The organism is Janthinobacterium sp. SUN137, assembly GCF_030587265.1.
GTDB lineage: Bacteria > Pseudomonadota > Gammaproteobacteria > Burkholderiales > Burkholderiaceae_D > Janthinobacterium > Janthinobacterium kumbetense.
The window spans coordinates 118,689-137,362 of the sequence record NZ_JAPWHZ010000006.1; the positions used below are offsets into that span (position 1 = coordinate 118,689).

Sequence of the window (18,674 nt, forward strand, 5' to 3'; positions counted from 1 at the left end):
GCGCTCAAGTCATTCTGTGCGGGTTGAAGATGCCGGCCGGGTCGAAAGCGTGCCGCAGGCGCTGGTGGATTTTTTCAATGGCCGGCGCCAGCGGATGGAACACGCCCACGGCCTTGTCGCCGCCGCGGAACAGGGTGGCGTGGCCCCCAAGCGCGGCCACGGCCTGGCGGATATGCTGGCTGCCTGCCGCATCGGCGTCGCCGTCGAGCTTGAGCCAGCGCTGCGCCCCGCCCCATTCGATCAGCTGGCGCCCCTTTAAAATCACGGCGCTGGCGTGCGGCGGCAGCGACAGGCGCCACAGGCTGCCCGGGCCGGCAAAGAAATCGTGCGTCTGCTCGCGCACGGACAGCCAGAAGGCGGCCGCGTCTTCGGCTGCCAGCAGCTCGCCTTTCAAGGATTGCAGGGCCGCCGACACGGCCGCCTCGGCGCCGGACAGGCGCACGCTCAAGACGCCGTCATGCCAGCAACTGGCGGAAATGGGCAGCGGCTTGCCCGCCCATTCATTGAGCATGCGCAAGGCAGCGATTTCCGCGCATTCCAGGCGCAAGGTCGCTTCGCGCAGCGGCAAGGGCAGCACCTTCAGCGACACTTCCAGGATCAGGCCCAGGGTGCCCAGGGACCCCGCCAGCAGGCGCGAGACATCGTAGCCGGCCACGTTCTTCATCACCTGCCCGCCGAAGGCCAGGCGCTGGCCATGGCCATCCATCAGCACGGCGCCCAGCACAAAGTCGCGCAAGGCTCCCGCGCTGGCGCGGCGCGGGCCGGACAGGGCGCTGGCGACGACGCCGCCCACCGTGGCGCCCGGCCCGAAATGGGGCGGCTCGAAGGCCAGCATCTGGTTGCGCGCGGCCAGCGCCGCCTCGATCTCGGCCAGCGGCGTGCCGCAGCGGGCCGTGATCACCAGTTCCGTCGGTTCATAGTCGATGATGCCCGCATACGCGCGCGTATCGAGCACCTCGCCTGCCAGTTGCTGGCCATACCAGTCCTTCGTGCCGCCGCCGCGCAGGCGCAAGGGGCGGCCCGCCGCGCTGGCCGCCAGGATCTGCTGCCTGAATTGTTCCGCTATCGCTTGCAAGGGGGTCTCCGGAAAATTAAAAACGGGGCAGGTTGGCGAACGGCAGGCGTCCCGCCGTCACATGCATCTTGCCGAATTCGGCGCAGCGGTTCAAGGTGGGAATCGCCTTGTCCGGGTTCAGCAAGGCATGGGGATCGAAGGCGCGCTTGACGGCAAAGAAGGCATCGAGTTCGGCGCGCGTAAATTGCACGCACATGGAATTGATCTTTTCCATGCCCACGCCATGTTCGCCCGTGATGGTGCCGCCCACGGCCACGCACAGGGCCAGGATGTCCGCGCCAAACGCTTCGGCGCGCTCGAATTCGCCGGGCATGTTGGCGTCGAACAGGATCAAGGGGTGCAAATTGCCGTCGCCCGCGTGGAACACGTTGGCGCAGCGCAAGCCATGCGTCGTTTCCATGCCGGCGATGCCCGTCAGGACTTCGGCCAGGCGCTTGCGCGGGATGGTGCCGTCCATGCAGTAGTAGTCGGGCGAGATGCGTCCCGCCGCGGGAAAGGCGTTCTTGCGGCCGGACCAGAATTTCATGCGCTCCGCTTCCGACTGCGACACGGCGATGGCGCTGGCGCCCGCCCCTTCCAGCACGGCCGTCATGCGGGCGATTTCCTCTTCCACTTCCTCGTGCGTGCCATCCGCTTCGCACAGCAAGATAGCGGCCGCGTCGATGTCGTAGCCGGCCTTGACGAACGGTTCGACCATGCGCGACGACGTCCGGTCCATCATTTCCAGGCCGGCCGGGATGATGCCGGCCGCGATCACGTTGGCCACGGCATTGCCGCCCGTGACGACGTCGTCAAAGGATGCCATGATGACCCTCGCCGTGGCCGGCTTCGGGATCAGCTTGACCGTCACTTCCGTGACGATGCCCAGCATGCCTTCGGAGCCGATGAAGACGGCCAGCAAGTCGAGGCCGGGCGAGTCCAGGCATTCGCCGCCCAGTTCCAGCACGTCACCATCAATGGTAACAACCCGCACGCGCAGCACATTGTGCACGGTCAAGCCGTATTTGAGACAATGCACGCCGCCCGAGTTTTCCGCCACGTTGCCGCCGATGCTGCAGGCGATTTGCGAGGACGGGTCGGGCGCGTAGTACAAGGCATGTTGCGCCGCCGCTTCGGAAATGGCCAGGTTGCGCACACCCGGCTGCACCACGGCCGTGCGCGCATACGCATCAAGGCGCACGATGCGGTTCAAACGCGCCGTCGACAGCACCACGCCGTCGGCGATGGGCAAGGCGCCGCCCGACAGGCCCGTGCCCGCGCCGCGCGGCACGATCGGCACCTTCAACGCGCGGCAGACGCCGAGGATGGCGATGACCTGTTCTTCCGTATCCGGCAACGTCACCACCATCGGCAGCTGGCGGTAGGCGGCCAGGCCATCGCATTCGTACGGGCGCGTATCTTCGGCGTCGGACAGCACGCAGCGGGCCGGCAGCACGGCCAGCAGGGCCGCGACGACGGCTTGCTGGCGCGCGGCGGTCAATCCGGATTCAGGGGCGGCATTGAGCATAGGATGTGAGCAAAAGTGCATGGGCGTGCAACGATTGTAAGCACAAAAGCGGCGCACAGCGCATTTTTTGTCCTATTTGCGGGCAAATCCGGGGCCAGGCGGCGCGCGGTGTCGTATGCTGCCCCCATTCTTCTTTACAGGATCGACATCATGGGCAACCGACTTTCGAAAATCGCCACGCGCACGGGCGACAATGGCAGCACCGGCCTGGGCGACGGCAGCCGCACCAGCAAGGACAGCGCACGCATCCATGCCATGGGCGACGTGGACGAACTCAATTCGAATCTGGGATTGCTGCTGTGCGAAGCCATGCCCGACGCCTTGCGCGACGAACTGGTGGCCATCCAGCACGATCTGTTCGACCTGGGCGGAGAAATCTGCATCCCCGGCTACCAGTTGATCAAGGAAGAGCACGTGCTGCGCCTCGACGACTTGCTGGTGAAATACAATGCGGACTTGCCGGCCTTGAGCGAATTCATCCTGCCGGCCGGTTCGCGCGCCGCCTCGCTGGCGCATGTGTGCCGCACCGTGTGCCGCCGCGCCGAGCGCAACATCGTCGCACTGGCCAATGCGGAACCGCTGCACGAACATCCGCGCCAGTACGTGAACCGCCTGTCGGACCTGCTGTTCGTGCTGTCGCGCGTGCTGAACCGCTTTGCCGGCGGCAGCGACGTGCTGTGGCGGCATGACCGCACGCGGGGATAATGCATCCAAAGCCGGCTTGGCCAGCGTACTGGCTGGCCGGTAAAATTATTTATTTATGGCAAGTACGGATCACAGCGGTCGTTGCATAGCATGTGTGCCTTGGTACAGGCACCTGGCGACATCGGATTTTTAATCATGCACTGTTCCAGGTTGTCATCGCAAGTCAGATAGCATTCCAGGTCGCCGTCGCCGGCGATCGCATACGAAGCGCTAACGCCCATGGCAAACAAAAAGAAACCCAGCTTTTTGAACATAAGCACTCCTTTTCGGGAATGAGGGACTGCAGGACGGTTGAGGTGATGCAGCCGGCCCAGCCAGGATGCTGGCGACCGGCCATCCTCATTTATGGCAAGATCGGATCGCAGCTGGCGTAGCAAATCTGTTGCATCCTTCTGCACGCGCCTGGCGACCCCGGCTGGCTGGTCATGCACTGTTCCAGCTCGGCGTTACACTGCGAGTAGCATTCCGGATCGCCGCCACCGGCGATCGCATACGAGGCGCTGAGGCCCATGGCAAACAAAAAGAAACCCAGTTTTTTAAACATCGGTACTCCTTTGCAGAAATGTCAGACGAGGGGCAACATCCATGGCGCGCCGTCTCTTACGCGCCATCCGGCAATCAGATTTTCTTCAGCGCCGCTTCCAGCGCGCCCGTATTGAAACCCTGGATCTTGCGGTTGCCGATCAACACCACGGGCACGCCGCCGCCGCCGAGTTCTTCATGGGCTTTTCTCGCTTCCGGCGATTTTTCGATATCGAGATCGACAAAGTCGATCTTGTTTTCCTTGAAGTACGCGCGCGTCTTGGCGCAATAGCCGCACCAGTCCGTGCCGTACAACACCACCTTCGCCTGGGCATTCGGGAAATACGCGGCGTAATTGCCTTCCGTGTAAGTCGATTTGAATAAACCAGGCAATAAAGACAGGCCATAACCGCTGCCCAGGCCGGCGGCCAATATCACGCCATACATGGCGATGGTTTTAATTTTTTTCTGCATCATAAGTATTGTCAGAGGCGAAAATGATCGATGGCGGACGACGCAGCATGTGCTTGCCGCCCGCCTTGCAACGCACGGGTATCAGGCACCGATTTCGCAGACTTTCAGGCAGGCTTTGTAACTGCCGATGCAAAATGGGGACCTCTCGCCATTTTGCATCGTGCATTCCCGCCATTCTTCCTCGCAGGCAGAGCAGCCGATATCCGAAGCGTAGGCATAGGATGCACTCAATCCCAGGGTAAAAATAAATGCTGCAATCTTTTTCATTTACTACTCTCCATGTTGGCGATTGCCTCAGGCAATCGCGTCAGACCAGTCGTAAGAAATTTCATCTTTGCTTGCTACAAAATCGAATATAGACCGCACTTATTTTAGAGTCAACGTTTCCTTTCGATAAATTTCCACTTTGGAAAATATATCGGGAAAGCCCATCGAATGTGGAATTTGGAGAGATTGGGAGGCGCCAAACGTCTATACAATATCGGCGCCGCAAGCAGGTAAAGGCCGGCTGCGGGCGCAGCCGGCCGAGCGGCCATAGCAGGCTATAGCACTTCGAGAAAACTCTTCAGCGCGATGATTTCATCGGACGTCAGCTGCAAACGCTGCAGCAGGGGCGACGTGACGGGAAACTTCGGATCGGCCGCCTGCTGCGCATTCTGCGGCACGGGGCGCGACATGCCCGCGTTGTACATGTTCAGCAAACCCACCATCTGCGGGAACAGGCCGTTGTGCATCCACGGCCCCGATTGCGCCACGCCGCGCAAACCGGGCGTGCGGAACTTGCCCACGTCCTCATCCTTGCCCGTCACCAGGTAACGTCCCAGGTCTTCATATTTCTTGCGCCCGTAATACGTCAATCCCAGGTTGTGGAATTGCTGGTCCGTCAGCAAGGTGCCGCTGTGGCAAGTCATGCAGCGCGCCTTGGTGCGGAACAGGTGCAGGCCCAGCAGCTCGCGGTCGTTCAAGTCCGCACGCCGGCCTTCCAGGAAGGTATCGAAACGGGTGACGGGTGGCAACAAAGTGCGCTGGTAGTCGGCCAGCGCCGTCAAGATGCGCGGCAAGGTCACGCCGGCGCCCCTGCCGAAGGCGGCGTCGAACTGCGCCGGATAGTCATCGAGCGCGGACAGCTTGGCCGCCAGGGCCGGCACGTCCATGGCCATCTCGTCCGGATGCTGCAAGGGGCCCAGCGCCTGCTCTTCCAGGGTGGCGGCGCGGCCATCCCAGAACAGCGGCTTGATCTGGCCCACGCCCAGCAGGCCCGGCGCATTGCGCTGGCCCAGGCGGCCTTCGTGTCCCACGGAAACGCGCTTGCTGTCGGCGAAGCTGTGCGCGGGACTGTGGCAGCTGATGCAGGCCACCGCGTTCGCGCGCGACAAGCGCGGGTCGTTGAACAAGCGCTGCCCCAGCGCCGCGACGGCCGGTGCCACGGGCGGCACAGGTATGGCCGAGACGGGCGCCATTTCCGCGGCGGCCACGCCGACGGGCAGGTGCGGACGGGGCCAGTCGGCAATGGGACGGGCATACGCCTGGCGCAGACAGGCTGAATTCCAGCCCGCCGGCGTGGCGCAAACGGTGGTAGTGGCTTCGCGCGCCGCCGCATCCCCTCCTGCAGGCAATCCCACTGTCATGGCCAGCAGCGCTGCGGCCACCCATCCGGTCTTTCCTGCTGTAAATCTATACACGTCGCTCATTCCTCTTTTGTACGCTGGCTTCGACCAATGATAACCAGCAACATGGCAGCAGCACAGCGAAAGGGGACAGGGCTTGTCTATTCGGCGATCTGCGTCAATTTTCCCGGCGTTTGCTCCGCCTGCGCCTGCACATGTTCGCGCAGCAAGCCGCGCAGCAACTGCACCTGCGCCACGGCATCGGCTTGCAGCGGCGTCAGGCTGTCGGCAACGCATGGACCAGGCGCGCTGGCGTCGGCGGCGCCGCGCAGCAAGGCATCGATTTCCCCGCTGACGCCGGCGATCCACTGCTGCAGTGCGGGCGGCGCCGGCTCGGCCTGGGGACTCAGGCTGATGCGCGCCGTGCTGCCCGCCACGCGGCGCAGCAGCGGCAAGGTGCGCAGCGCCGCCAGGCCCACGCCGCTGCTGCGGTCCAGGCGGCGCTCGATGCGCAAGCGCTGCAAGACCTGTTCCGCGTTATTGCTGGCCAGCCCCGCCTCGCGGCGCAGGCGCGCGATGGCGCTGTCCCATTTGCCGCCCGCCGCCAGCACGGCCAGCAGGTATTTCAGGTTGGCCGACACGGCCTTGGCCAGGCGCTGGTCCAGGTCGTCCGCCTCGCGGTCGGGCCACAGGAAGAACGTGGCCAGCAAGGCCAGCACGCAGCCCAGCACATTGTTGCCCAGACGACTCATCGCATACACCATCTCGCTGGCCGGCGCCGCATAGTCGGCCACCAGCACGAAGGCGGGTGTCATGAACAGCACGTGCAGGCTGTAGCTGACGCGGCGCAGGGCCATGGTGGCGACGATCAGGGGAAACACCACGAGCGAGATGCCCAGCGGCGTGTAAATGACCAGGCCGATCAGCACGGCCAGCACGGCGCCCAGCACGCTGCCCGCCACCCGCTCGATGCCGCGCGGCCAGGTGGTCGATACGGACGGCTGCAGTATCAATAAGGTCGCCATGGTGGCCCAGTAGCCGAACGGAATGTGCAGCGCCTCGACCAGCAGGAAGCCGGCCGTCGTCGCCAGCGACACGCGCGCCGCATGGCGCCAGCTCAGCGACTGCGGCGTGGCATTGACTTTCGCCGTCTGCCACGCCTGCCCCAGTGCCAGGAAGGCCGCTTCGCGCCACGGCAGCTGCGCCGCGCGCGGCAAGCCCAGCTCCATGAAGTCCACGTTCAGGCGCAGCGGCAGCAAGGCGCCCAGCGCCGCTTCCAGGCGCCGTCCGCAGCCAGCCAGGCGGCGCTGCAATTCCAGGGGCGGCGTTTCCGGCTGGCGCTGCACGGCTTGCCCCAGGCGGCGCAGCAGCACGGCCATCACTTCCAGGCTGCGCCGCGCGCGCGGGTCCTGGCGCAGGCGCTGCTGCTCGCGCTCGCACGTATGCGTGACGGCGATCAGATAGGCGAAGATGCGCTCGGCGTCGCTGAGCGCCAGCAGCAGGTTGTCGTACAGGGCGCTGCGGCCCGCGCGCGCGGGCGGTACGGCGGCCAGCGCCACGCGCGCCGCTTCCAGCGCGGCGCGCGCCTGCGAACGGTAGCTGGCGCCATGCGCGGCAACGTCCGCCTGCGCCGCATCATGTGCGAGGAAGCGCGCATTGTCGCGCGCGATGCCGGCCAGGCGCGAATACGCGGCGCGGATGGCGCGCCGGCTCGGGCCGAACGGGTGGATGCGCCAGACGGTAAAACTGAGCACGGTGGCGAACAGGCAGCCGAACATATACAGCCCCAGGAAAGGCGCCGTCTGCGTCATCGATTCCAGCGGATGCGTGACCATCACCACACACGCCGTGGCGGCCAGGATGGCCACCTGCGCCGTGGCCGCGCCCCAGATGCGCGCCAGCGCGCCGGCCCAGGAAAACAGCAGCACGGCGATGGCGGCCGTCGCCACGCCATGGCCGGCCGCCAGCGCCGTCAGGCCGCCGGCCACCGTCGACAGCAAGCCGAAGCCCACCATCGAGACGAAGCGCATGCGCCGCGTGCCGGCCGCGTCGGCCAGGCAGGTCCAGAAGGCGCCGATGGCGGCCCAGGAAAAATCGGGATGGTCGAACAGCAGGCCCAGCAGCAGCATGGCGCTCGAGGCGCACGCGGCCCGCAAGCCTTCGGACAGATTCGTTTCATCGATGGCCAGGCTGACCATCCACAGGGGACGGCGCTGCGCCAGGGTGTCGGTATAGGCGTGCACGCCCGTCAGCCAGCGGCCGGCCAGTGCGCGCGAACGGCGGTGAAGTTTCCTGAGATACAAGTTGGACTTTGAAAGGGTATCAAAGCGTCATCGTAGCATTCCCGGGCGAAAAATGTTGCAGTGCAGCGTAAAATCCCCGAGAGCGAAAAAAAAAAGCGACACCGCGGTGTCGCTTTTCTGTAGGCAAGCCAGCTTAGCTGACGGCTGCCAGGCGCGGCGGCTGCGTGCCGCCAAAGCGCTGTTCGATCGACGCAGCGATGCCGCTGGCGTCCAGGCCGACGCTTTTCAGCAATTGCACGGGGTCGCCATGGTCGATGAAGGTGTCGGGCAAGCCCAGCATCAGGATAGGCTTGACGATGCCCTCCGCCGCCAGGGCCTCGGCCACGGCCGAGCCGGCGCCGCCCATGATGCAGCCCTCTTCCACCGTCACCAGGTAATCGTGCTCGGCAGCCAGCTGTTTCACCAGTGCCACGTCGAGCGGCTTGACGAAGCGCATATTGGCCACCGTCGCGTCGAGCTTCTCGCCCGCTGCCACGCTAGTCGCCACCATCGAGCCGAAGGCGAGGATGGCGATGCGCTGGCCCTGGCGCTTGATCTCACCCTTGCCGATCTCGATGCTGGTCAGTTCCGGCACGATGGCCGCGCCCGCGCCGGCGCCGCGCGGATAGCGGATGGCGGCCGGGCCAGGGTAGTGGTAGCCCGTGGTCAGCATTTGGCGGCATTCGTTTTCATCCGACGCGGCCATGATGACCATGTTCGGGATGCAGCGCAGGAACGCCATGTCGTAGTTGCCCGCGTGCGTGGCGCCGTCGGCGCCCACCAGGCCGGCGCGGTCCAGCGCGAACGTCACGTCCAGGTTTTGCAGGGCCACGTCATGGATCAGCTGGTCGTAGGCGCGCTGCAGGAAGGTCGAATAGATGGCCACGACGGGTTTCAAGCCTTCGCAAGCCAGGCCCGCGCCGAACGTCACGGAATGCTGCTCGGCAATGCCGACGTCGAAGTAGCGGGTCGGAAACTTCTGTTCGAACTTGACCATGCCCGAGCCTTCGCGCATGGCCGGCGTGATGCCCACCAGGCGCTTGTCGTGCGCGGCCATGTCGCACAGCCAGTTGCCGAACACTTCCGTGTACGTCATCTTGGCGGGCGCCGTGGCCGGCTTGATGCCTTCGGCCGGGTTGAACTTGCCCGTGCCGTGGTACAAAATCGGTTCCGCTTCGGCCAGCTTGTAGCCCTGCCCCTTCTTGGTCACCACGTGCAGGAATTGCGGACCCTTCAATTGCTTGATATTTTGCAAGGTCGGGATCAGCGAATCGAGGTCGTGGCCGTCGATGGGGCCGATGTAATTGAAACCGAATTCCTCGAACATGGTGGCGGGCACGACCATGCCCTTGGCATGCTCTTCAAAGCGCTTCGCCAGTTCCAGCACGGGGCCGGGCAAGACGGACTTGCCGACGTTTTTCGCGGCCGCATAGAACTGGCCCGACATCAATCGCGCCAGGTGGCGGTTCAGCGCGCCCACGGGCGGCGAGATCGACATGTCGTTGTCGTTCAGGATCACCAGCAGGTTGACGTCTTCCTGCACGCCCGCATTGTTCATCGCCTCGAAAGCCATGCCGGCCGTCATCGAGCCGTCACCGATCACGGCGATTGCGTGCAGCGGGTCGCCCTTGATCTTGGCCGCTTGCGCCATGCCCAGCGCGGCGGAAATGGACGTCGACGAGTGCGCCGTGCCGAAGGTGTCGTATTCGCTCTCGTCGCGCTTCGGGAAGCCGGAAATGCCGTCTTTCTGGCGCAGGGTGTGCATGCGCTCGCGGCGACCCGTGAGGATCTTGTGCGAATAGGTCTGGTGGCCCACGTCCCAGACGATGCGGTCGTGCGGCGTGTTGAAGACGTAATGCAGCGCGACGGTCAGCTCGACCGTGCCCAGGTTGGACGACAGGTGGCCGCCCGTCTTGGAAACGGAATCGAGCAGGAAGCTGCGCAATTCCTGGGCCAGTGGCACCAGTTGCGAGCGGGCCAGCTTGCGCACTTGCGCTGGTTCATTGATGGTTTCTAACAGTTTCATTTATGCCTTCCGCTGCACGACCAGGTCCGCCAGCTCGCGCAAACGGCGTGCCTTGTCCCCGAATGGCGCCAGCGCCGCATGGGCGTCGCACCGCAATTGTTCTGCCAGGGCTTTCGATGGTTCCAGCCCCAGTATCGATACGTAGGTGGGCTTGTTGGCGGCCGCATCCTTGCCTGCCGTCTTGCCCAGGGTGGCCGAATCGGCCGTTGCGTCAAGCACGTCGTCGACCACCTGGAACGCCAGGCCCACGGCGCGCGCATACGCGTTCAGCGCCGTCATGTCGTCCGCCGTCAAGTCCTTGCCGGCCAGCGCGCCGAGAATCACGGCCGCGCGCAGCAAGGCGCCCGTCTTGAGTTGATGCATCTGTTCCAGCTGCGGCAAGGTCAAGGCCAGGCCGACACTGTCGAGGTCGATCGCCTGGCCGCCGCACATGCCGGCAGAACCGGAGGCGTGCGCCAGCAGCTTGATCATGGCCATCTGCCGCGCGGGAGGAATGGCCGCGCCGTCGGCCAGCAGCATGAACGCCTGCGATTGCAGCGCGTCACCGACCAGCAGGGCCGTCGCCTCGTCATAGGCGATGTGCACGGTGGGTTTGCCACGGCGCAAGGCATCGTCATCCATGCAGGGCATGTCGTCATGCACGAGCGAATACACGTGAATCATTTCCAGCGCGCAAGCAGCGCGCGCGAGGGTATCTTGATCGGCATCAAACAGTTCGCCAGCCGCCATCACCAGCAGCGGGCGCACGCGCTTGCCGCCGCCCAGCAGCGCATAGCGCATGGCAGAGTGCAGCTTGTGCGGCACGGCGTCCGCCGCCGGCAGGAACTGGTCGAGCCGGCCTTCCACGCCGGACTGGGTGCTTTGCATCCAGTCGCCGAAGGTGACGCCGTCTTGTTGCATGCTGGCCATCATTGGGCGGCCTCGCCGGCATCCGTGAACGGTTTCAACATGTCGCCTTCGAGTACTTTCACCTGCGCTTCGACACTGTCGAGCTGGGTCGCGCAATACTTGACCAGTTCCGAGCCGCGCTGATACGCCGCGACCGATGCTTCCAGCGGCAACTGGCCCGCTTCCATTTGCGTTACCAGCTGCGCCAGTTCCGCCATTGCCTCTTCAAACGAGGCCGGCACTGCGGCAGCGGCAGTTAATTTCTTCGACATAGACTCAGATCTCTTCGTGGCACGAGGGGCTTGTAGGGAGACGCCGGGGATTCCCGGCCAGCATAGAAGCGTTATTTTAGAACAAACCACACTATTAAGTGAAAACTAAAGCGCAATCGACGCGCTCAAAGTCAATAGCGTTGCCAGCTTGTCAGTAGATTTTAGCCGAATCGCCCCTCTCCGCCGGAAATTGCGCGCCAAATGACAATGTTTCTCATTAAAAGCCTATTTGCCGGGGGGTTTTGATAATGCCGAGGCCGATCCGCGCTATAATCGCCGGTTCTGTCCGAAATACCGTTTCAACAAATTTGAATTCAGGTCTTTGCGGATTCTTTCTCTCTGTAGCGGTTGCCCAGGGAATGGCCTGGGGCACTGCTGACCGTTGTACATTTATGGGGGGTTGGGATGTCCGATCTGGCTACTCACGCCAAGCTGGCGCGCTCAAACGCGCAACTTCCGGTCCACGTCTATTTTGACGAAACGCTGTTGCAGCGTGAAATGCAGCAATTGTTCCAAGCCGGCCCGCGCTATGTCGGGCACGAGCTGATGGTGCCGGAAACCGGCGATTTTGCGACCCTGGCGTCTGAGAACGAAGGGCGCATGCTCGTGCGCAACGCCAATGGCATCGAAGTGCTGTCCAACGTGTGCCGCCACCGGCAGGCGCTGATGTTCAATGGCCGCGGCAATGCGAACCATATCGTCTGCCCGCTGCACCGCTGGACCTACGACCTCAAGGGTGAACTGATCGGTGCGCCGCATTTCCCCGAGACGCCGTGCCTGAACCTGTCGAAAACGCCGCTGCAAAGCTGGAATGGCTTGCTGTTCGAGCAAAATGGCTACAACGTGATGGAAAAATTGAAAGATTTGTCCGTCTCGAAAGACCTCGATTTTTCCGGCTACATGTTCGACCACGTGGAAATCCACGAGTGCGACTACAACTGGAAGACTTTCATCGAAGTCTATCTGGAAGACTATCACGTGGAACCGTTCCACCCGGGCCTGGGCAGCTTCGTCAGCTGCGACGACCTGCGCTGGGAATTCGGCAAGGATTACAGCGTGCAGACGGTGGGCGTGCACCGCGGCTTGCAGCAAGCCGGTTCGCCTGCCTACAAGAAATGGCAGGAGCAGGTGCTGCAATTCCGCGGCGGCGAAGCGCCGCCGTATGGCGCCATCTGGCTGACCCTGTATCCGAACATCATGGTGGAATGGTATCCGCACGTGCTGGTCGTCTCGACCCTGTGGCCCGACGGCCCGCAAAAGACGCGCAACGTGGTGGAGTTCTATTACCCAGAAGAAATTGTGTTGTTCGAGCGCGACTTCGTCGAAGCGGAACGGGCTGCCTACATGGAAACCTGCGTCGAGGACGATGAAATCGCCCAGCGCATGGATGCGGGCCGCAAGGCCCTGATGGCGCGCGGCGTGAGCGAAGTGGGTCCTTACCAGTCGCCGATGGAAGATGGCATGCAGCATTTCCACGAGTGGTACCGCAACAATATCGAACTGTAATCCCTCAAGGGCCGCCTCGTGCGGCCTTTTTTTATCCCCGCGTTTTTCAGGAATCAGATGCAATCTCTTTGGATGCTGTTTGCAAGTTTCATGTTTGCCATCATGGGCGTGTGCGTCAAATTGGCGTCGGACATGTATTCGACGTCTGAAATCGTCATGTACCGCGGCATCATCGGCATGACCGTCATGAGCTGCACGATTTTGTACCAGGGCGGCAGCTTTAAAACCACGATGCCGGGCCAGCATCTGTGGCGCGGCGTGGTGGGCGTGATCGCCCTGTGGCTGTGGTTTTATGCGATCGCCATCCTGCCGCTGGCCACGGCCATGACGCTCAATTATATGGCGCCCATCTGGATCGCCGTGATTTTGCTGGCGGGCGGCTGGTGGAAGGCGACGCAGCAGGTCGAGTGGCCGCTGGTGGCGGCGATTGCCATGAGCTTTGTCGGCGTGACCCTGCTGCTGCAACCCGTGTTCGAAACGGACCAGGCTGCTGGCGCCATCACGGCCTTGATTTCCGGCATGTTGTCGGCCCTCGCCTACCTGCAAGTGCGCAAGCTGGGCTTGCTGGGCGAACCCGAATACCGGGTCGTATTCTATTTCTCGGTCGTCAATTTCCTCGCCGGCGTGATCGGCCACGTGGCCAGCGCCGGCGGCGGCCCCGTCGTCTGGCATGCGCACACGAGCGGCTATGGCATCGGCTTGCTGGCCGCCATCGGCCTGTGCGCCACGATGGCGCAGATGGCCATGACGCGCGCCTATCGCCTGGGCAAGACCCTCGTGGTTGCGAATTTGCAATACACAGGCATCGTCTTTTCCAGCTTCTGGGGCGTGGTCATCTTTGGCGACCTGTTCGACTGGCATGGCTGGGCCGGCATCGGCATCATTCTCGCTTCCGGCATCGCGGCAACCTATTACAATACCCGCAACACGGCCCGTGGCGCCGCCATCGCGCGCACGGATCCCATCGCCAGCGAAGTGTAAAGGAGCGTTCCTGATGTACACCACCCTGATACAGGCCAGCGAACTGGCCAGCCACCTGAACGACAGCAACTGGGTCATCCTCGATTGCCGCCACGACTTGCTCAATCCGGCCGCCGGCAGCGACGCGTTTGCCACCGGCCACATCCAGAACGCCCAGTTCGCCGATATCGACACGGCCCTGTCCGGCCCCAAGACGGCGCGCGGCCCCGCCTTCACGGGCCGCCATCCCTTGCCCGACCGCAACGCCCTGCTGGCCACCCTGCGCGGCTGGGGCATCAATGACGACACGCAAGTGGTCGCCTATGACGGGCAAGGCGGCATGTTCGCCGCCCGTTTGTGGTGGCTGCTGCGCTGGGTCGGCCATCCAGCCGTGGCCGTACTCGATGGCGGCCTGGCCGCCTGGCAGGCACAAGGCTTGCCGCTGGTCACGCCCGTGGCGCCGCGCCCTGCCGGCAAGCTCACGGAAAAAGCCAGCCTGACGCGCACCGTGACCGTGCAGGACGTCGTCGCTAACCTGGAAACCCGGGCCTTGACGGTCATCGACGCGCGCGCCCCCGACCGCTACCGGGGCGAAAATGAAACCATCGATCCCGTGGGCGGCCACATCCCCGGCGCGAAAAACCGTTTCTTCAAGGATAATTTACAAGCGGATGGCCGCTTTAAAAGTGCCGAGGAACTGCGGCGCCATTTCAGCGCATTGTTTGATGCACCGCAAGCGGCCATCCTGCAATGCGGCTCCGGCGTGACGGCTTGCCACAACTTGCTGGCCCTGGAAGTGGCCGGCTTGCCTGGCGCAGCCCTGTATCCGGGCTCGTGGAGCGAATGGTGCGCGGATCCGGCGCGGCCCGTGGCGACGGGTAACTAAAAAAAAGCGGACCTCGGTCCGCTTTTTTATGCGCTGTGGGTAACTACGACGTTATCCCCAGCGCTTGATTCAACTGCTCCAGTTCCGCCTGCCACGCCTGCTGGCTGGCCAGCTTCTGGTGGCGCGGTTTTCTTGCCAGGTCTTCCGCCAGCAATTGTTCCAGTTCGCACAAACGTTCCAGCTGGACGTCGACGTCGGTTTGCGCTGGCGCAAGCGCAGCCGTTTCCACGCGCGGCGCGGACGCCGGCGCTTGCCCATCCTCAAGACTCAGCCGTGCATACGCGCTGGCTGCATCGGGCCACTCTTCCAGCCCGCCGTCGGCCACCACCCAGTAACGGTTGCAGGCCGTCTCGATCAGGTCGCGGTCGTGCGACACCAGCAGGCAGCCGCCCGCAAAGCCGCGCAGCGCTTGCCCCAGCTCCGCCTTGCCCTGCATGTCCAGGTGGTTGCTGGGCTCGTCCAGCAGCAATAAATGATAACTGGCCAGCGACAGTCCCAGGAACAGCAGCCGCGCCCGCTCGCCGCCGCTCAGGGTGGCCACCGTCTGGCCATGGCGCGCATACGGAAAACCGGCCGCAATCAGCGCCTGCTTGCGCGCCACCTGGCTGCGCGCAGCCTCGTTTTGCACGGCGAACGGGTACAGGGCGTCGGACAGGTCGGCCGTATCGGCCAGTTGCTTGAGCGACTGGTCGTAATAGCCGATGTTTGCCGCCTTGTGGTAGCGCAAGTCCGCACGTTCCTCCTGTGCCTGGATCGCTTGCCAGCACAGGCGCAGCAGCGACGACTTGCCGCTGCCGTTGGCGCCCAGTAAGGCGATGCGGTCGCCCGGTTTCAGCCACAGCTGGCCGACCTGGAACAGCACGGGAGACGCGGGCACGGCGCGCACGTCCAGTCCGTCCAGCGCCAGCAGCTGGTCGGCCGCCAGCACCTTGCCGCGCAGACTCAAGCGCCACGGCGCGCCATCGCTGACGAACGATTGCTCATCCTTCAACTTGTCGATGCGCCGCTGCATGGTCTTGGCCTTGCGCGCCAGGTCTTCATTGTCATAGGTGCGGCCCCACAGGGCCAGGCGGGCGCTGCTGGCCGACAGGCGGTCGATTTCCTTCTGTTCGGCCGCATGGCGGGCGGCGGCGGCAATATCGGCCTCGGCCAGCGCCGCCAGCGCGGGGCCGCACGGCAAGTCGAAATCGTAGAGACGGCTATCGCGCAAGATCCAGCTGCGCGTGGCCACGTTGTCGAGCAATCGCTGGTCGTGCGAGACGAGGATGAAGGCGCCGCGCCAGGCCAGCAGGAATTGCTCCAGCCACAGCAGCGACGGCAAGTCCAGGTGATTGCTCGGCTCATCGAGCAGCAGCACGTTCGGCTCTTGCAGCAGGGCACGCCCCAGCAGCAGTCGCGTGTGCTGGCCGCCGGACAGGGAATGCACGGGCACTTGCGCCGTATCAACATCAAAGCCCAGTTCGGCCAGCAGGCTGTCGACCCGCCAATGCAGTTCCGGCTGCTCCAGCACGGGTGCCAGCAAGGCGTCGTACAGGCTCAGGCTGGCAAGTTCCGGCGGCAAGTGCTGCTCCACGTGCTGCAAGCGGCAGGCACGGGAATAATGGATGGTGCCGGACGTGGCTGCACGCGTGCCGCTGAGCAAGCCCAGCAAGGTGGATTTGCCGCAGCCATTGTGGCCGATCAGGCCGATGCGGTCGCCCTGGCGCAAGGTAAAGGCGAGTTCATTGAAGAGGAAACCGTCGTGGGTATCCAGTTGTAAAGCTTGTGTCGAGATCAGGGTAGTCATGGCTCTTGTCTTTGTTCGGGATGCAAGCATCCGCGTTAACAGGAGCGCTAACGACAACGGAGTACCAGGAAAGGACTCGTATAGGAGGGTGACTTTGCTCTGGCCAGGTTATCGCAGCGCGATAGAACGTGGGCAAGAGCTGGCAAATGCGCTTAAAGAGCGTGCGCGCCATACGGCGAGCAACAAGTTTTCTTCCATGATATTTTCCTCCTTTCTGTGCAAGTTAGTCAGAAAGGCAATATAGCATAGGTAGCACTGCGCCGGCAGTGCCGGACATCAACCGCCGTGGCGCTTATGCGTCAGGAACAGCACGATGCACACGCCCAGCGCGATCAGCAGCACTTGCGGGATGGTTTCGCGCAAGGTGGCGCGGCGCTGCATCTGCGGCATCAGGTCGCTCAAGGCGATGTAGATGAAGCCGGACGAGGCAAACACGAGCACGTAAGGAATCAGGTTGCTGGCGCGGTCCAGGGTGAAATAGCCGAGCAAGCCGCCCGCCACCGCCATCAGGCTGCACAGCAGATTGAAGATGTAGGCGCGCAGGCGCGAGAAACCCGCGTTGAGCAGCACGATGAAGTCGCCGATTTCCTGCGGGATTTCATGCGCGATGATGGCCAGGCCCGTCACCAGGCCCAGCTTCGGGTCGGCCAGGAAGGCGGCGGCGATCAAAATGCCGTCCGTAAAGTTGTGCATGCCGTCGCCCACTAAAATCATCCAGCCGGACTTGCCCGCTTCGTGCTTGTCGTGGCCGTGCGCATGGTGGTGGCCGTCGCCTTCGTGGTGGTGCGAATGGCGCAAAATCGCGAATTTTTCCAGCATGAAAAAGGCCAGCAAGCCCGCCAGCAGGGTGGCGAACAGGCTGCGCGGGTCCGCCTGCGATTCGAACGCTTCGGGCAAGGCGTGCAGCAGGGACGTCGACAACATGATGCCGACGGACAAGCTGACCATGCGCTCGACCACTTTGGAGAGGAATGCAAACGAAAAGATCGCCGCCGCGGTAATGCTGAACACGCCCGCGATCGTGGTCGCGAGCAAAATGGATATAAGGACGGGATCGATGATTTTCTTACCTCAAAATGGCGCCGGGTCACTGGCGCCCGCGATGCTGGCGTCTGGCCTGATGAATGCGTTGTTATCTATTGTTTAATTTTTTGCGCGTCTGGCGGCAGCGTCGCGCGATGAAGATGCAATTGTACTGCATTGGCGCGCACCGGGCATTTTACAGCCCGGTGCGGCTTTCGCGTCAATTTCTGGGAAATGCGGTATTTTTCTGTTGCGGCATTACGCCACGCCATGCTTTTTGAACCAGGCCAGGCAACGCGCATAACCGTCTTTCGCATCGGCCGCCACATAGCTGGGGCGGTAATCGGCGTTGAAGGCGTGGCCCGCATCGGGATACACGACAAACTCGGATTGGTTGCCGCCCTTGGCCAGCGCATCCTTCATCTTGCCGATCGATTCCTGGCTGATGCCCGTATCCTTGCCGCCATACAAGCCCAGCACAGGGACTTTCAGGCTGGCGGCGATATCGATGGGGTTGCTCGGCTGCAAGGCAGTCGGTTCGCCAACGAGGCGGCCATACCAGGCTACGCCCGCCTTGACGGCCGGATTGTGCGCCGCGTACAGCCACGTGATGCGCCCGCCCCAGCAAAAACCCGTGATGCCCAGGCGGCTCGTGTCACCGCCATTCTGTTTCGCCCATGCAACCACCGCATCGAGGTCCGCCATCACTTGCGCGTCCGGCGTCTTGGCGATGATGCCCTTCATTAAATCGGCAATGCTGGCCACCTTGGTGGCATCGCCCTGGCGCACGAACAGGTCGGGCGCCAGCGCCAGATAGCCCTGCTTGGCGAAGCGGCGCGCCATGTCGGCGATATGTTCATGCACGCCAAAGATTTCCGAAATGACCAATACCACGGGCAAACCCGTCTTGCCTTCCGGCTGCGCCGCATACACGGGCACGGCCTGGCCATCGACCATCACCGACATGCTGCCCGTGACGAGTCCGGCAGAATCCGTCTTGACGACGTTTTGCGCCGCCACGGGCAGCACGGCCACGGCAAAACCCGTGCCCAGCGCCACCTTCAGGAAACCACGCCGGCCGTCCGGCCCGGACAAGCTGCTCTGGCCCAGCAAACTTTCACAATCGGTGATCATGTCGCTCATGCGTTTCTCCTG

Annotated in this window: 16 protein-coding genes and 2 pseudogenes; 4 read left to right on the forward strand and 14 right to left on the reverse strand. The window is 63.4% G+C overall.

Features of this window, described 5'->3' with window-relative positions:
* Positions 1–4 precede the first annotated feature (4 nt).
* Together glcE and O3298_RS27175 are read right to left on the reverse strand one after the other, a co-directional pair.
* Positions 5–1,075: a glycolate oxidase subunit GlcE gene (glcE, locus tag O3298_RS27170; protein ID WP_305061012.1), complete on the reverse strand. Its 1,071-nt coding sequence runs from the start codon at positions 1,073–1,075 to the stop codon at positions 5–7.
* A 16-nt stretch (positions 1,076–1,091) separates the two neighbouring features.
* On the reverse strand, positions 1,092–2,582 hold the full coding sequence (locus tag O3298_RS27175; protein ID WP_289913616.1) for an FAD-linked oxidase C-terminal domain-containing protein: 1,491 nt from the start codon (positions 2,580–2,582) through the stop codon (positions 1,092–1,094).
* A gap of 150 nt (positions 2,583–2,732) precedes the next feature.
* On the opposite strand from O3298_RS27175, the gene O3298_RS27180 reads away from it, so the two are divergent.
* Positions 2,733–3,287 carry a cob(I)yrinic acid a,c-diamide adenosyltransferase gene (locus O3298_RS27180; protein WP_305061013.1) on the forward strand — a complete coding sequence of 185 codons (555 nt, stop codon included), beginning with the start codon at positions 2,733–2,735 and terminating at the stop codon, positions 3,285–3,287.
* Positions 3,288–3,340: 53 nt separating this feature from the next.
* Here O3298_RS27180 and O3298_RS27185 read toward each other — a convergent pair whose 3' ends face one another.
* The 8 genes from O3298_RS27185 to O3298_RS27220 form a co-directional block, all read right to left on the reverse strand.
* Positions 3,341–3,541 (reverse strand): hypothetical protein, encoded by a 201-nt coding sequence (locus O3298_RS27185; RefSeq protein ID WP_289913615.1) that lies wholly within the window; start codon positions 3,539–3,541, stop codon positions 3,341–3,343.
* A 364-nt stretch (positions 3,542–3,905) separates the two neighbouring features.
* A complete protein-coding gene (locus tag O3298_RS27190) occupies positions 3,906–4,286 on the reverse strand; it encodes a glutaredoxin family protein (RefSeq protein WP_289913612.1) in 381 nt (126 codons plus the stop codon).
* A gap of 78 nt (positions 4,287–4,364) precedes the next feature.
* Entirely contained in the window at positions 4,365–4,550 is a 186-nt protein-coding gene (locus O3298_RS27195) for a hypothetical protein (RefSeq protein WP_289906814.1), read from the reverse strand.
* Positions 4,551–4,825: 275 nt separating this feature from the next.
* Positions 4,826–5,965, reverse strand: coding sequence for a cytochrome-c peroxidase (locus O3298_RS27200; protein ID WP_305061014.1), 1,140 nt, complete (start codon positions 5,963–5,965; stop codon positions 4,826–4,828).
* A gap of 86 nt (positions 5,966–6,051) precedes the next feature.
* Positions 6,052–8,193: an FUSC family protein gene (locus O3298_RS27205; protein ID WP_305061015.1), complete on the reverse strand. Its 2,142-nt coding sequence runs from the start codon at positions 8,191–8,193 to the stop codon at positions 6,052–6,054.
* 133 nt (positions 8,194–8,326) lie between these two features.
* The gene (gene dxs / locus O3298_RS27210) at positions 8,327–10,198 is read right to left on the reverse strand and encodes a 1-deoxy-D-xylulose-5-phosphate synthase (protein WP_289919649.1); all 1,872 of its coding nucleotides are present in this window, start codon (positions 10,196–10,198) and stop codon (positions 8,327–8,329) included.
* Positions 10,199–11,098 carry a polyprenyl synthetase family protein gene (locus tag O3298_RS27215; protein ID WP_305061016.1) on the reverse strand — a complete coding sequence of 300 codons (900 nt, stop codon included), beginning with the start codon at positions 11,096–11,098 and terminating at the stop codon, positions 10,199–10,201.
* Positions 11,099–11,106: 8 nt separating this feature from the next.
* Positions 11,107–11,358 carry an exodeoxyribonuclease VII small subunit gene (locus tag O3298_RS27220; RefSeq protein ID WP_251351026.1) on the reverse strand — a complete coding sequence of 84 codons (252 nt, stop codon included), beginning with the start codon at positions 11,356–11,358 and terminating at the stop codon, positions 11,107–11,109.
* A 405-nt stretch (positions 11,359–11,763) separates the two neighbouring features.
* Between O3298_RS27220 and O3298_RS27225 the strand changes: the two genes are divergently transcribed.
* Entirely contained in the window at positions 11,764–12,864 is a 1,101-nt protein-coding gene (locus O3298_RS27225; protein ID WP_092612841.1) for an aromatic ring-hydroxylating dioxygenase subunit alpha, read from the forward strand.
* A 72-nt stretch (positions 12,865–12,936) separates the two neighbouring features.
* Positions 12,937–13,314: pseudogene (locus tag O3298_RS29190) on the forward strand (EamA family transporter); the annotation flags it as partial.
* Here the strand turns inward: O3298_RS29190 and O3298_RS29195 are convergent.
* Positions 13,266–13,385, reverse strand: a pseudogene (locus tag O3298_RS29195) (hypothetical protein); the annotation flags it as partial. The pseudogenes O3298_RS29190 and O3298_RS29195 sit on opposite strands and share 49 nt — an antisense overlap.
* Before the next feature lie 473 nt (positions 13,386–13,858).
* Between O3298_RS29195 and O3298_RS27235 the strand changes: the two are divergent.
* A complete protein-coding gene (locus tag O3298_RS27235; RefSeq protein ID WP_305061017.1) occupies positions 13,859–14,710 on the forward strand; it encodes a sulfurtransferase in 852 nt (283 codons plus the stop codon).
* Positions 14,711–14,753: 43 nt separating this feature from the next.
* On the opposite strand, the gene O3298_RS27240 is transcribed toward O3298_RS27235, so the two are convergent.
* The 3 genes from O3298_RS27240 to O3298_RS27250 form a co-directional block, all read right to left on the reverse strand.
* Entirely contained in the window at positions 14,754–16,496 is a 1,743-nt protein-coding gene (locus O3298_RS27240) for an ABC-F family ATP-binding cassette domain-containing protein (protein WP_305061018.1), read from the reverse strand.
* A gap of 276 nt (positions 16,497–16,772) precedes the next feature.
* Positions 16,773–17,531: a ZIP family metal transporter gene (locus O3298_RS27245; protein ID WP_099665490.1), complete on the reverse strand. Its 759-nt coding sequence runs from the start codon at positions 17,529–17,531 to the stop codon at positions 16,773–16,775.
* A gap of 246 nt (positions 17,532–17,777) precedes the next feature.
* Positions 17,778–18,662 (reverse strand): dienelactone hydrolase family protein, encoded by an 885-nt coding sequence (locus O3298_RS27250; protein ID WP_099665491.1) that lies wholly within the window; start codon positions 18,660–18,662, stop codon positions 17,778–17,780.
* Positions 18,663–18,674 lie beyond the last annotated feature (12 nt).